11 protein-coding genes and 1 pseudogene are annotated in these 13,892 nt (G+C 60.6%); 1 reads left to right on the forward strand and 11 read right to left on the reverse strand.

Features of this window, described 5'->3' with window-relative positions; genetic code table 11:
* Nucleotides 1-198: 198 nt before the first annotated feature.
* Complete coding sequence (locus tag ACR0NZ_RS20025) at nt 199-1,143, reverse strand: homocysteine S-methyltransferase family protein (RefSeq protein WP_480521396.1); 945 nt, start codon at nt 1,141-1,143, stop codon at nt 199-201.
* Between the two features lies 1 nt (nt 1,144).
* On the reverse strand, nt 1,145-2,539 hold the full coding sequence (locus tag ACR0NZ_RS20030) for an FAD-binding oxidoreductase (protein WP_480496643.1): 1,395 nt from the start codon (nt 2,537-2,539) through the stop codon (nt 1,145-1,147).
* Between the two features lie 143 nt (nt 2,540-2,682).
* On the opposite strand from ACR0NZ_RS20030, the gene ACR0NZ_RS20035 reads away from it, so the two are divergent.
* Complete coding sequence (locus tag ACR0NZ_RS20035) at nt 2,683-3,714, forward strand: GlxA family transcriptional regulator (protein WP_480521398.1); 1,032 nt, start codon at nt 2,683-2,685, stop codon at nt 3,712-3,714.
* Nucleotides 3,715-4,108: 394 nt separating this feature from the next.
* Here ACR0NZ_RS20035 and ACR0NZ_RS20040 read toward each other — a convergent pair whose 3' ends face one another.
* The 9 genes and pseudogenes from ACR0NZ_RS20040 to ACR0NZ_RS20080 form a co-directional block, all read right to left on the reverse strand.
* Nucleotides 4,109-5,302, reverse strand: coding sequence for an IS91 family transposase (locus ACR0NZ_RS20040; RefSeq protein ID WP_480521400.1), 1,194 nt, complete (start codon nt 5,300-5,302; stop codon nt 4,109-4,111).
* A 12-nt stretch (nt 5,303-5,314) separates the two neighbouring features.
* Nucleotides 5,315-6,193, reverse strand: a complete 879-nt coding sequence (locus tag ACR0NZ_RS20045) for a tyrosine-type recombinase/integrase (protein WP_480521402.1) — start codon at nt 6,191-6,193, stop codon at nt 5,315-5,317.
* Between the two features lie 475 nt (nt 6,194-6,668).
* Nucleotides 6,669-6,848, reverse strand: a pseudogene (locus tag ACR0NZ_RS20050) (transposase); the annotation flags it as partial.
* A 331-nt stretch (nt 6,849-7,179) separates the two neighbouring features.
* Entirely contained in the window at nt 7,180-8,604 is a 1,425-nt protein-coding gene (locus ACR0NZ_RS20055; protein WP_480521404.1) for a gamma-aminobutyraldehyde dehydrogenase, read from the reverse strand.
* Between the two features lie 18 nt (nt 8,605-8,622).
* Nucleotides 8,623-9,429 (reverse strand): ABC transporter permease, encoded by an 807-nt coding sequence (locus ACR0NZ_RS20060; protein ID WP_480521406.1) that lies wholly within the window; start codon nt 9,427-9,429, stop codon nt 8,623-8,625.
* Nucleotides 9,419-10,348, reverse strand: coding sequence for an ABC transporter permease (locus tag ACR0NZ_RS20065; RefSeq protein WP_209598102.1), 930 nt, complete (start codon nt 10,346-10,348; stop codon nt 9,419-9,421). Before ACR0NZ_RS20065 ends, ACR0NZ_RS20060 begins: the two co-directional genes overlap by 11 nt.
* Entirely contained in the window at nt 10,341-11,330 is a 990-nt protein-coding gene (locus ACR0NZ_RS20070; RefSeq protein WP_480521408.1) for an ABC transporter ATP-binding protein, read from the reverse strand. The genes ACR0NZ_RS20065 and ACR0NZ_RS20070 overlap by 8 nt, the downstream gene beginning before the upstream one ends.
* Before the next feature lie 65 nt (nt 11,331-11,395).
* A complete protein-coding gene (locus ACR0NZ_RS20075; protein ID WP_480521410.1) occupies nt 11,396-12,559 on the reverse strand; it encodes an ABC transporter substrate-binding protein in 1,164 nt (387 codons plus the stop codon).
* Between the two features lie 112 nt (nt 12,560-12,671).
* Nucleotides 12,672-13,580 (reverse strand): LysR family transcriptional regulator, encoded by a 909-nt coding sequence (locus tag ACR0NZ_RS20080; protein ID WP_480521412.1) that lies wholly within the window; start codon nt 13,578-13,580, stop codon nt 12,672-12,674.
* Nucleotides 13,581-13,892: the final 312 nt, after the last annotated feature.

Genomic DNA, 13,892 nt, shown 5'->3' on the forward strand with positions numbered 1-13,892 from the left:
GGAAAGGAACGCATAGCCGGACCTGAAAAGTCAGCTTCGTCCCGCATCTCAGAGATTGCAAAGCTTAGTGATGAAGGTCCGCTTTGGGCTGCGAGCAGCCGATGATACGAAAAGCAGCGAATAGCCGTAGCGAGCCCATTTCACCCTATGCTGCGCATTGCACCAATGGCGGAAAACTGTGAAAGCCGATTGTGGCAATCAATGAGCCACCAGAGCTTTTGCAATCTCCCGCAGGTGCGTGTGTCCGGTGCCGCAGCACCCACCAAATATATCCATATGCGGATAGCGTTCAAAAAGGTCTCGTATTTGCGCGCCGAGCTCGATCGGGTCACCGTCCTCGATATGCCCAAGCTTGCAGAGGGCAAGTTTTTCCATCTTGGAAGCATTGGGGCGGACCCCGCGCAGCCGCTTGATCCACTCCCGGTTCTCTAGGGCGGGTTCATATTCAAGCGGATGGGAGCAATTGACCATGTAGAACTCCGGGGCGGCATGTTCGGACTGACGATCAATTTCTGTGATCGCTTCTGCCAAAGTCGGTCCCGACTTCAACCGGTATGAACTGTCGAGCGTCAACGACACCGAGAGCGGCACCCCAATCCGGTCCGCCGCGCGGAGGGCGCCGACCGCTTCCGTTACATTGTTGAATGTGGCGGCGCATGCGAAATCCACATCTGCCCGTTTCAACGTTTCAAGTTGAACGGCATGGTATTCCTCCGAACTCTCGGCTGTAATCTCCTCGTTGAGGCTGTATGCATCCCCTCTGGGACCAAGAATCCCTCCGATCAAAAGTCGTGGAATCTGGCTCCGATACCCTTTCGCAACATCCCTGAGAAACTCAATCGCGGCGAGATTGGCATCCGCCAAGCCGGTGGGTGAATAGCCGAGTTTGGCACCCCAGTCCGGGCTCGCGCGATAGTCGAGCCCGGTCAGCAGAAAGGACAAGCCAAACTCTGCGGCCACATCAAGCTGCTGCGAAAACACATCCCGCATCGCGGAAACGGCCTTTGGATTATCCAGCAGCGGTAGCATACAGAATTCAGGCAGTTCGAACCCATGACGGTACATGATCTCGGTTTCGGTGCCGCCCTCGGTGAGAAAAATCTCACCCGAGCCCATGGCGGGCAAAGGGGATTGAATGGTCATGTCAAACCCCCGGCTTAATATTTTGATTGAAGCGAAATCGGTTGTCCGGATCGTACTTGGTCTTGATTTCCACCAATCGCTTGAAGTTTTCACCGAAAGACGCCTGGGTCAGTGCGTCGCCGTCCTCACCATGGCCCGGAAAATTCAGATAGGCCCGGCCATGGTGCCCAAAGCGCGCGGAGCTTTCCCAGCCATCGCGTGACCAGGCAATGTTCTGGGCATCGTCTGCCGGGTCTGTCCAGACCCCATCCAGCGAGTACATCCAACCCATCGATCGATCCCCAAAGGCTGTGGCAGCCGCTGGAACCTCTGCAGTCGCACCGCCAAAACTCCACAAAGAGGAAATCGAATTGTCAGAAGGTGCTGAAAGTGCGTTCTGCATGGCAAGATCAATCATCTCGTCTGAGAGATCGGTCAGATACCGTGCTTTCCAGTAGCATCGAAAATCACCCGCAGGCATCAGGGTATCGAAGAGTTGCTGAACCTCGCAGTAGTTCATTCGGCCGGAAAAGTCGGCGACCATCGTGCCGAGTTCTCGTAGCGGCTGCAACAACGCCTCGCCTTCGTCAGCATCTCCATTGAACACGCACGCCAGCGTATAAACGCGCTTGCCCTGATCCTTCTCCGCGAAATCCTCGCCACCGGCCGTCGAAAATTCGCAAAGCGATCCGACGAGGCCGCCGTGCTTCTTCATCATTTCGCGCCAGGCACGGATTGGCTCCGGCCCGTCTTCAACCGCATAGATTGGTGCCGCGAACATGATTTCGGGACCAATGGGATGCAGGGCGAATTCGAACCGGGTGACGACGCCAAAATTGCCGCCACCGCCCTTGAGCGCCCACAACAGGTCTGCATTTTCATCCTCGCTGGCCCGAACCAGTTGTCCTTTGGCCGTCACCACCTCTGCAGCGACAAGGTTATCAATCGAAAGCCCGTGCTTTGCGCGCAGCCAGCCGATCCCACCTGAAAGCGTCAGCCCTGCAACGCCCGTATCAGAAATCAGCCCGCCGGGTGTGGCCAAGCCGTGCTTTTGGCTTGCGGCATCGACATCGGACCACAATGCGCCACCGTCGACCGACGCAATTCGCTTGTCCGGATCAATTGAGACCGCGCGCATACCACTGAGATCAATCATCAACCCATCGTCACAGACCGCGTGACCGGCAACATTATGTCCGCCACCACGGATCGAGATTGGCAGATCATGGGCGCGCGCATGATTGACTGCCGCAATGACGTCCTCGCTATTGCGACACCGAACAATCATGCCGGGGCGACGGTCAATCATGGCATTCCAAACAGCGCGGGCGGTGTCATACGTCTGTGACTTGGGCAATATGACTTCCCCGGAAAATCCCGGGATGTCTTCTATACTCGTTGTTTCAAGACCGTCCATGTCATCCCTCCTAACGTTTGCTTCCTGTACAGTAAGGAATTTGAGGACATGGTATCAGTGGCAACTTCGCCAGATACGTGGCATAATAGACATAAAGAGAATCCAAATCCGACAAAACAGTGCCAAATATGACAGGAATGCCTATGTCATCCCAACGCAAACCGACAATTGCCCTTCTTGCGGCACCAGAAACATCAGCATCCGTTCTTTACGGGCTTTACGATGTTCTGCTCTCCGCAGGCGCTGTTTACCCCGACATGGTGAATGGTGCGCCTGGGGATGAATTGCTGGACATCAAGATCGTGTCTGCAGACGGAAAGCCTTTTCACTGCATCGGCAACATACCGGTCGAACCTCATGCCGCCATTAGCGATCTGGCCCCGCCGGATGCAGTGGTTATTTGCGATATGTATACGTCGATCTACGATGTTCCAAAGGGCCGCTATCCACGTGAAATCGCATGGATCAGGAAAATGCACGCCGATGGCGCACTGCTCTCCTCCGTTTGTTCGGGGTCCTTGCTGCTGGCTGAGTCCGGGCTTCTGAACGGACATGAGGCAACTGCCCATTGGGCATATCGCGACATGTTTCAACGACATTTCCCTGAAATCACCTTTCGAAATGAATCCGTTCTGTGCCTTGCTGCCGAAACCGACCGGATCGTCACTGCTGGAGGTGTCAGCGCATGGCATGATTTGACGGTCTATCTGATCGCCCGGTTCTGCGGATACAAAACCGCGATAGAAACAGCCAAGGTCTTTCTCATCAGCGGTCACTCTGAAGGACAGTCGCCTTATTCGGTGATGACCAGACCTATGGAATCCAGCGATGGTCCGATTTCGGAGTGCCAACTGTGGATCGCTGACAATTACGCCACAACCAATCCCGTCGAGAAAATGGTTGAGCGGTCAGGACTGAACCCCCGAACATTCTCCCGACGCTTCCGTGCAGCAACGGGTTTCACACCGATTGAATACGTACAAGCGCTGCGCGTCGAGGAGGCCAAGCAAATGCTGGAGACCGCTCAACAAAAGGGTGACGATGTCGGCTCTGCTGTCGGCTACGATGATCCCGCTTCCTTCCGGCGCGTGTTCAAACGCGGAACAGGAATGTCTCCCGCAGCGTACCGAAAGAAGTTTCAGCGCATCTCTCAGATCGCCAGCGCTGAGAACTAGGTTTCGGCTCCGTCAACAGAGCAGACGTCCAACTAGCAATATCAAAAGTCTGCTATGTCGAAGGTTTTTCGATGCGGGCCGCGGCGCATCGTTGGCGTTCGTGTGTAACCCGGCCCGCGTTGAATAACCTGACAAGGAGGAAGCCGCGGGAGGCTGGGCGGCGTCTATGGGGAAAGTATGCTGCGGGTGATTGCGGGAGCCGGTTCTGAGCGCCGACCAGGCAGGAAGCGCCGGTTGGGGGCGGTTATCCAGCGGGCTGTGTTCGCGCGTTCCGGGTGCCGTCGGAGCCGTTGACCGGGTGATTGCGGGCTAACCACAGGACCGGGCGTACCGGGGGCGTTCCGGAAAACGAATTGGAACCGGGGTAGTCTTCGCGGCATGGACGGGCGTTTCGTCATGCGGCCTGCTCCCTGGGTGGCGCACGGCTCATCGGTTTTTGCCCGCGCCGGAAAATTTCCACGATGCGCATCGGGCCGCCGCAGCAGGGGCACGGCTCGCGCAGGGTGAGCGGAGCGGTCTCAGCAGTCTCCTGCGTTTCCTGTTCGGCCAGTGTCTGCACAAGCAAGTCGCGGATGCGGGCGATGGTGGTCTTGCGGGTGGCGCCGGCCAGCAGGCCGTAGTGGCGGATACGGTGAAAGCCGTCGGGCAGGACGTGCAGCAGGAACCGGCGGATGAATTCTCCGGTCTTGAGCCGCATCACCTTCATCCGGTCGCCGCGCTTGATACGGTAATCCTTCCAACGGAACGCAACGGTCTCGGCATCGGCGCTGACAAGGCGGTGGTTCGAGATCGCAACGCGGTGGGTGTATCGGCTGAGATAGGCGAGGACAGACTCGGGCCCGCCGAAGGGCGGTTTGGCGTAGACGACCCATTTGGTCTTGCGGAGCGGGGCGAGGCAGGCGGCGAAGGCCGCGGGATCGGCCAGTCTTTTCAGATCACCGAAGAACTGAAGCTGCCCTGCCTTGTGCAGCGCCGACAGCCCTTCCAGGAACAGGCGCCGGAACAGCCGGGCCAGGACGCGCACGGGCAGAAGGAAACCAGGGCGGCAGGCGATCCAGCGTGTAGCGTCAGGTGACAGGCCGCCGCCGGGCACGATCATGTGGACATGCGGGTGGTGGGTCAGCGCCGAACCCCAGGTATGGAGTACAGAGGTCATGCCCACGCGGGCGCCAAGGTGCCGGGGATCGGCGGCGATGGTCGTCACGGTCTCGGCTGACGCTCGGAACAGCAGGCCGTAGACCGCCGTCTTGTTCCAGTAGGCGATCCGTGCGATCTCCGCCGGCAGGGTGAAGACCACATGGAAATACTCCACCGGCAGCAGGTCATCGGCCCGTGCTGCCATCCAGTCGCGCGCGGCCGGCCCTTGGCACTTCGGGCAGTGCCGGTTCTTGCAGGAATTGTACGCGACATGCCGGTGACCGCATTTGGCGCAGGCTGCCACATGCCCGCCGAGCGCCTCGGTCCGGCAGGCTTCAATCGCCGACATCACCCTGAGCTGGGTGAGGCTGACATGCCCGGCATTGGCCCGCCGCCATGCGGGACCATGGGCGCGAAAGATGTCAGCGATCTCAAGCCGCGGGCGGGGCACCACCCTGGTCCGCTACTCCCGGCTTCGATCCTGCAGCTTGGCCAGCGTCTCGTAGGGGCTCGCCGTGTCACGGATCAGCTTCGTGGCGACATGTGTGTAGCGCTCCGTTGTTTCGAGTTTGGCATGCCCGAGCAGGACCTGGATCACCCGCACATCCGTACCGGCCTCCAGAAGGTGCGTCGCGAAGCTATGCCGCAGCGTGTGCAGCGTGCTGCCCGGCTTCTTGATCCCCGCGATGTGCTTTGCCGAGCTGAAGGCGCGGTGGAGTTGGCGCGACGAGAGGGGGTTGATCTTGGGCTTGCCCGGAAACAACCAGCCCTCAGGCCGCGCCTCGCGCCAATACTCGCGCAGCAGGTTCAGCAATCCCGGCGACAGCATGACCTTCCGGTCCTTCCGCCCCTTGCCCTGTTCGACATGAATCAGCATCCGGTCGCTGTCGATATCGCTGACCTTGAGATTGCAGACTTCCGAGGCCCTGAGCCCGGCACCATAGGAGATGCTCAGCGCCGCCCGGTACTTCAGCCCCGGTCCTGGCGCGACCCGCAGCAGTGCCGCTACTTCCTCGGCGCTGAACACCACGGGGAGCTTGCGCGGCTGGGTGCGGAACTGCATGTGCCGCTTCATCTCGCCCCGCCCGCAGGTCGTCTCGAAGAAGAACCTCAGCGCAATGATGCGGGCGTTGTAGGTCGGCGGCGTGACACCGCAGTCGGTCATGTGAAGCTGGTAGGCGCGCAGATCGTCCGGCGTCGCGGTGTCCGGCGACCGTCCCAGAAACGCTGCGAAGTCCTTGATCGCCCGGATGTGCGACTTCTGAGACTTGTCACCCAGCCCCTTGATCCGCATGTCCTCGATCATCCGCTCGCGCAGCGGCGTTGTTCTCTCCTCCGCCATGGGAACCTCCTGTCTTTCGATTGAGAGGTCCCAATCGTCAGACAGCCGCGCCCATTCCCAAATGCACAGGGGTCAGATCAATGCAAAACGCCTGCCACAGGCTCCAATGCCGCGCGAGCGGCTTCGTCCTTGTCCCTCACAGCAGAAGTTTAGTGACAATTTGTGTATGTCGGGTTTGCGCCTATACCTGACATCTTAGTTGCGTTCGGCAACGCTGGTTGCGGCCTCCCGCAACCACTTGGGTCGAACAGAGTCTCGAACAAGCCGCCTCAGGGCGGCTTTGTTCATTCTGGGCCAACCCAATCATCGCTGCCAGGGCACCCTCCAGTTCGATCTGCACGCCATCCCGTTCATGTTTGATCGTAACACGTTCAATCAGGCCCCGGATGATCTCCAAAGCCCCGGTGCGGATCGAAGGATCCAATAGCGCCTGCGCAAGATCGGCGACCTTGGAGCGATAGAGTTCCGACAGGTTACGGTGAAAGCCGTCGGGCAGGACGTGCAGCAGGAACCGGCGGATGAATTCGCCGGTCTTGAGCCGCATCACCTTCATCCGGTCGCCGCGCTTGATACGGTAATCCTTCCAACGGAACGCAACGGTCTCGGCATCGGCGCTGACAAGGCGGTGGTTCGAGATCGCAACGCGGTGGGTGTATGCGGGACCAATCGGACCGATGTACGAGCGGCAAGCCTGATCGTCCAGATCACCATCAGACGGTCAGCCCATCGCTGCAGCGCAGCTTGGTTTCACAAAAGCGGTCGTTCGAGCATCGCCGTAAGGGCCAGATCGGAAGCGGTCGTTCGCCGCGCGGCAGCTTGATGTCTCACAAGCGGACCTTCCGGGCCTTGGACTCAGAATTGCGAACGGCGGCTTCCCCTGCTGAAGCGCCCAACTTTCCAAACGTCCGGACACCCCCGTTGCAAGGGGTGACGCGACGCTTTCCCAAGTGCCGAGTTGTTCAAGACCGGAAACTCCAGTTTCGCAGTCAATGCGCCACCATGATGTGTCTGACCGCAGTGTAATCCTCGAGCGCATACATGGACATGTCCTTGCCATAGCCCGATTGCTTGAGCCCGCCATGCGGCATTTCCGTTGTCAGCATGAAATGTGTGTTCACCCAGGTGCAGCCGTATTGCAGCCTGGCGGCGACATCCATCGCTCGGCCGATATTTCCGGTCCAGACCGACGAGGCCAGGCCGTATTGGCTGTCATTGGCCCAATCGACGACCGGGTCGTCCTCGGTGAACCGGGTGACCGAGACCACGGGGCCGAACACTTCGCGCTGGACGATTTCGTCTTCCTGGCGGGCGCCTGCGACGACGGTGGGTTTGTAGTAGAAGCCCGGCCCGTCCACCGCTGCGCCACCGGTGGCGATCTCGACATGCGAGAGGTCAGCGGCGCGCTGGACAAAGCTGGCGACCCGGTCGCGCTGGCGCGGCGAGATCAGCGGCGGGATCTCGTTCAGGCTGTCATCGGCATTGTTATAGACGATGCTGGCCGCTGCGTCGGACAGCTCGGCCACAAGGTTTTCATAGATCCCTGCGCCCGCATAGATCCGGCAGGCTGCGGTGCAGTCCTGCCCGGCATTGTAATAGCCAAAGGCCTTGAGCCCTTCGACCACCGCCGACAGGTCGGCATCGTCATAGACGATGACCGGAGCCTTGCCGCCTAGCTCCAGATGGGTGCGCTTGACGGTGCGCGAGGCGGCCTGAAGCACCTTTTTCCCCGTCGCCACATCCCCGGTGATCGAGACCATATCGACGCCGTCATGGTTGATCAGCGCGTTCCCGACCGAGCCGCCCTTGCCGGCGATCACGTTCACCACGCCTTCCGGCAGGATATCGGCTAGGATCTTGGCGAAAGCCAGTGCGGTCAGGGGCGTCTGCTCGGACGGTTTCATGACAACGGTGTTGCCGCCTGCAAGGGCCGGAGCCAGTTTCCAGGCCATCATCATGATCGGATAGTTCCACGGCGCAATCGAGGCGACGACGCCGATCGGGTCGCGGCGGATCATGCTGGTATGGCCCGGCAGGTAATTCCCGGCAATCGGCCCATGCATGTTGCGCACCGCGCCCGCGAAGAAGCGGAAACAATCCGCGACCGCCGGAATTTCGTCATTGCGCACACCGTCGATCGGCTTGCCGCAGTTCAGTGCCTCTAGCTGGGAGAGCATCTCCAGATTGGCCTTGACCGCATCCGCGATCCGCAGCAGATAGCCCGCGCGCTCGCCGGGGGTGGTCAGCGCCCAGCCGGTGAAGGCCGCGCGCGCCGCCGTGACGGCGCGGTCGATCTGCGCCGGGTCGGCCTCGGGGATCTGGACAATCACCTCGCCCGTGCGGGGGTTCAGGACCATTTCTTCCTGATCCGTGCCTGCTTCGAAAGAATTGCCAATCAGCATGTTGGTTTCCATCAGGGAGCCCTTTCTACTTTATTTGCCTTGCCCGGCCACGCTCTCCGTGCCGCGGGTCAGATAATATGCGCCGAGGATCGGCAGGAAGGTCACCAGCACCACGACCATGGCAACGACATTCGTCACGGGGCGCTGACGGGGGCGCACCAGCTCTTCCAACATCCAGATTGGGAGCGTCTGCTGCTGCCCGGCGGTAAAGGTGGTCACGATCACCTCGTCAAAGCTGAGGGCGAAGGCCAGCATGCCGCCCGCCAGAAGCGCCGTGGCGATATTGGGCAGGATGACATAGCGGAAGGTCTGGAAGGTATTCGCGCCCAGATCCATAGAGGCCTCGACCAGGCTGCCCGAAGTCCGCCGGAACCGCGCCACCGCGTTGTTGTAGACAACCACGATGCAGAAAGTCGCGTGGCCCAGGACGATGGTCCAGAAGCTGAACGGGATGTCCCCCAGGTTAAAGGCCGCCCGCAGCGAGATGCCGGTGATGATGCCGGGAAGTGCAATCGGCAGGATCACAAGCAGCGAGATCGTCTCGCGACCAAAGAACTTGGCGCGTGCCACGGCCGCCGCGCAGAGCGTGCCCAACAGAAGCGCGATCACGGTCGAGATGCTGGCAACCCGCACCGACAGGGAGAGAGCCTCCCAGACGTCCGGACGCTCCCAGGTGACGGCGAACCATTTCAGTGTCAGGCCGGGGGGCGGCCATTGATAGGATTTGTCCTCGGTCGTGAAGGCATAGACGAAGATCAACAGGATCGGCAGGTGCATGAAAGTCAGCCCCGCCCCTGCTGCGAGTTTCAGGCCGAAGGAGGCGCGGTCAGAGTGCATCGAAAGCCCCCTTTCGTTGTGCGACATAGAGATAGACGCCCATGATCAGGATCGGAACGATGGCAAAGGCGGCCGCAAGCGGAATATTCCCGGCCGTGCCCTGGAACTGATAGACCGCCTGACCGATCATCCTGGCCGAGGTGCCAACGATCTGCGGAATGATGTAGTCACCCAGCGTCAGCGAGAAGGTAAAGATCGACCCCGCAATGACACCCGGCAGCGCGAGCGGCAGCAACACATGGCGAAAGGTCTGGCCCGGCCGGGCGCCCAGGTCTCCGCTGGCCTCGAGCATCGAGGCCGGAACGCGCTCGAGCGCCGCCTGGATTGGCAGGATCATGAAGGGGATCCACACATAGAGGAACACAAGGAAGGTGCCGGTCCAGCTGACCGAAAGCGAGTTACCGCCCAGCACCGGGATCGAGAGGTAGGCCTCGAGCAGCCAGGTCAGGTGCAGCTCTGCAAAGACCCAGCTCAGGATGCCCTCCTTCGCAAGGATCAGCTTCCAGCTATAGACCTTGACCAGATAGCTGGACCAAAGCGGCAGCATCACGCCCAGATAAAACAGCGCCTTCCAGCGCCCACGCGCGAAACGCGCGGCGTAATAGGCGACCGGAAAGCCGATCACCGCGGCCGCGATGGTCACGCTGGTCGCCATCACCACGGTGCGCAGGATGATATCCAGATTGGCCGGGCGGAATAGCTCGCCATAAGTGCGCAGGGTGAATTCGTAATTGATCAGGCCCGAGAACTCGTCAATCGAGAAGAAGCTTTGCGCAAGCAGCGCAAAGAGCGACCCCAGATAGATCACGCCAAGCCACAAGGCGGGCGGGCCGATCAGCAGCAGAAGCAGAACCCGCGGCCTGCGCCAGAGCAGATCCGACAGGCGTCCGAACGCGCCGTTTGGGCGTGCGTCAGCCATTAGCGCCCTCCATCAGGTAAAGCGCATCGGCCTCCCAGGACAGGTGAACAGTCTGACCCGGCACCGGTATCTCTGCGCCTTTGGGCAGAAGAACGGCGACCTGTTCGCCATCCCAGTCCAGCGAAACACGGGTCGCCGAGCCCAGAAAGGCGCAGGACTGCACCGTGGCCGCCGGGCCTTCACTGGTCAGGCGGATCGCCTCGGGGCGCAGGCTGGCATGGGCCGATTTGCCGGTCAGTTTGCGGACCAGCTCTGGGTGGAGCACGTTGGAAGAGCCCACGAAATCCGCCACGAACGGCGTGTCGGGGCGGTCATAGATATCCTCGGGCGAGCCGATTTGCTGGATCTTGCCCTGATCGAAAACGGCAACCCGATCGGCCATCGACAAGGCTTCGCTCTGATCATGGGTGACAAAGACAAAGGTGATGCCCAGCTGCCGTTGAAGGCTTTTCAGCTCTTCCTGCATGGCCTCGCGCAGCTTGAGGTCCAGCGCGCCCAGCGGCTCGTCCAGCAGCAGAACCTTGGGGTTGTTGACCAGCGCACGGGCCAGCGCGACACGCTGACGCTGTCCGCCGGACAGGTCCGAGGGCTTGCGGCCGCCATAACCCGGCAGTGCGACAAGCTCCAGCGCCTCTTCGGCGGCGCGGCGGCGCTCGGCTTTGCCCAGCCCCTTGATCATCAACCCGTAGGCGACGTTATCGGTCACGCTGAGATGGGGAAACAGCGCATAGTCCTGAAAGACGGTGTTCACAGGGCGGCGATAGGGCGGCACGCGCGAGGATTCCGCTCCAAAAATCTCGATCTCGCCAGAGGTCGGCTGTTCGAACCCGGCGATCAGCCGCAGGCAGGTCGTCTTGCCCGAGCCCGACGGGCCAAGCATGGCAAAGAACTCACCGGGCGCAACCTCAAGGTCTACGCGGTCAACAGCTTTCACATTTCCGAAATGGCGGGAAACGCCGCGGAATCGGACGGCAGTAGTCATGGTGTCTCTCTAGGATAGCAGTCTGCCGCCCCGCAGGACCGGGACGGCAGAGGTTTCAGGTCAAATCAACGGCCGCCAATGACCCCGATATAATCCGAGACCCAACGATAGTAGGGCACACATTCGCCCTGGCTTTCACATTTACTGACCGGGGTCTGCCAGAACGCGATACGCTCGAAATCGTCAAAGCCGTTCTTGGTGCAGCCCTCGGCATTCTGCATGCCGCGGCCATCGGTACAGGCGGCGGGCACAGCCGGGTTGGCACCGAACCAGACCGACAGGTCGCTCATTAGGTTCGAGCTCAGCGTGTGTTCCATCCACATATAGGCACAGTTCGGATGCTCGGCATCGGCATGCATCATGGTGGTGTCGGCCCAGCCCGTTGCGCCCTCGACCGGGATGACCGAGGCGATCGGTGCGCCATCACCCTGCAGCAGGTTCACCTGGAACGGCCACGAGCCCGAGGCCGCCATGCCTTCGTTCTTGAAGTCGTCGATCTGGATGAAGGCGTCATGCCAGTAGCGGCCGACCAGCTTGCGCTGACCGCGCAGCAAATCCAGCGCAACCGCATATTGCTCTTCGTTCAGCTCGTAGGGCGATGTAATGCCCAGCTCCGGCTGGTGATGCATCAGGTAGAGCGCGGCATCGGCGATGTGGATCGGTCCGTCATAGGCCTGCACGCGGCCCGAGTTGCTCTGCCCGTCCGGCAGGGTCTGCTCTTCAAAGACCACATTCCACGAGGTCGGCGCGTTGCCGCCAAAGGCCTCGGTGTTATACATCAGCACGTTCGGGCCCCACATATAGGGCGTGCCGTAATGCTTGCCGTCGACGGTATGCCAGGGTGCGCTTTCCAGACGCGGGTCCAGAGTGCCCCAGGACGGGATCAGCGCCGGGTTGATTTCCTGAACCCGACGACCGGCAATCATGCGCAGCGACGCGTCGCCCGACGCGGTGACAAGGTCAAACCCGCCTTCGTTCATCAGCGCGACCATCTCGTCCGAGGTGTTCGCGGTTTTGACATTGACCATACAGCCAGTGGCGGCCTCGAAGCCGGTCACCCAGTCGAAGGCCTCCATCGTTTCGCCACGCTCGATATAACCGGGCCAGGCGACGATGCTGACTTGGCCTTCGCCCGCGCCGAGCGAGGTCATCATCTCGGCATAGACCGGCTGAGCTGCGATACCGACCGCAAAGGTCAGCATGGTGCAGGATTTCAGATAGCGTTTCATATCACTCCTCCCAAAGTTCGATATGTTTTTTGAAAGGATGCGCCCTGCGGCCAGATATCGCAAATTCAAAAATCAGATGGTTAGGTATCGTTTCTTCCGATGCCTGACACCGTCACCGGACCCCGGACGCGGTTAGTGTCTGCATCATCGTGATAAACTCGCGCGTGGCTTCGGACATTCCGGCGCCTTTGCGCCAGACCAGCCCGACCTGGACTACCGGCAACGTCCCGGAGACATCCCGGCTGACGATGCGATCGCCCTCCAGCGACCAAGGCCGATAGACCAGATCGGGCAGAATCGCGACGCCCGCCCCGGTTGCCACAAGCGACCGAACAGCCTCGACGCTGCGGGTGCGGAAGGCCAGCTTGGGCCGTTTACCAAAGGCCGAGAGTAGCTTGACCGCCTCCTGCTCCATCTCGTCGACATCCAGAACGATCAGGGGTTCATCCGCCACATCCGGCAGCGCGATGCTTTGCTGCTTGGCCAGCGGGTGGTCGATCGGCAGCCAGAGGCGGAAGGGCGACACCTCGAAAATTTCGGACTGAAGCGCGTGAACATTGCGCAGGTTGGTCGTCACCATGACAGCGACGTCCAACTCCCCGCCGACCAGAAGATGCTCCAGATATTCCCCGGTATCTTCGATGGCGGTCACCTCGACATCCGGATGAAGGCGCCGGAATTTCGACAGCATCTCGGACAAAACATAGCCCGCCGTCAGAGAGGTCACGCCAAGGTTCAACTGCCCGCCAACGCGCTTTGAACCCTCGGCCAGCACGCGGGTCGCATTCGCAACCTCCGCCAGGATCGCGGTGACGCTGCGCTGAAACCGCCGCCCCTCCGGCGTGATGTGTAGGCCGCGGGGGTGGCGCTCGAACAGCTTCACGCCCAAGATCGCCTCAAGATCCTTGATCGCCTCAGTCACCGCGCTCTGCGAGATCGACAGCGAATGCGACGCGGCGCTGATCGAGCCCATCTCGGCAGCCGCAGCGAAATACCTGATCTGTTTCAGCGTGAAAGACATGGCCCCAACCATGCACATTGCGGGACACAATTAGAATAGGAAACCATTTAGCCAATGGTTATTGCAAGTGGTGGCCACATCCCCTTTTGTGGCGGACGTTCTGGCCGAGAGTTCACGATTTTCGTATCCGGGATCGGCGGAGATGCACGATGGAACCAACTTCCCTATTGCCGTGAAATCGCAAAGCGGATGTTCGATCGCTACGCAACATCCGATGTTTTGGGCTCTGAGCGGCCGCTACGGTCAATCATGAGAGACGTCCGGTATGAGATGGCGGACGACTGCGGCCGTCCGCCAAGGCCTCAGATGTCG

It is taken from the genome of Ruegeria sp. AE3, assembly GCF_056542225.1.

Coding starts and splice junctions, on each gene's coding strand:
- ACR0NZ_RS20045 (WP_480521402.1), bottom strand. CDS start 6,193: ATGGCGGAGGAGAGAACAACGCCGCTGCGCGAGCGGATGATCGAGGAC.
- ACR0NZ_RS20075 (WP_480521410.1), bottom strand. CDS start 12,559: ATGAAACGCTATCTGAAATCCTGCACCATGCTGACCTTTGCGGTCGGT.
- ACR0NZ_RS20060 (WP_480521406.1), bottom strand. CDS start 9,429: ATGCACTCTGACCGCGCCTCCTTCGGCCTGAAACTCGCAGCAGGGGCG.
- ACR0NZ_RS20070 (WP_480521408.1), bottom strand. CDS start 11,330: ATGACTACTGCCGTCCGATTCCGCGGCGTTTCCCGCCATTTCGGAAAT.
- ACR0NZ_RS20025 (WP_480521396.1), bottom strand. CDS start 1,143: ATGACCATTCAATCCCCTTTGCCCGCCATGGGCTCGGGTGAGATTTTT.
- ACR0NZ_RS20065 (WP_209598102.1), bottom strand. CDS start 10,348: ATGGCTGACGCACGCCCAAACGGCGCGTTCGGACGCCTGTCGGATCTG.
- ACR0NZ_RS20035 (WP_480521398.1), top strand. CDS start 2,683: ATGTCATCCCAACGCAAACCGACAATTGCCCTTCTTGCGGCACCAGAA.
- ACR0NZ_RS20080 (WP_480521412.1), bottom strand. CDS start 13,580: ATGTCTTTCACGCTGAAACAGATCAGGTATTTCGCTGCGGCTGCCGAG.
- ACR0NZ_RS20055 (WP_480521404.1), bottom strand. CDS start 8,604: ATGGAAACCAACATGCTGATTGGCAATTCTTTCGAAGCAGGCACGGAT.
- ACR0NZ_RS20030 (WP_480496643.1), bottom strand. CDS start 2,539: ATGGACGGTCTTGAAACAACGAGTATAGAAGACATCCCGGGATTTTCC.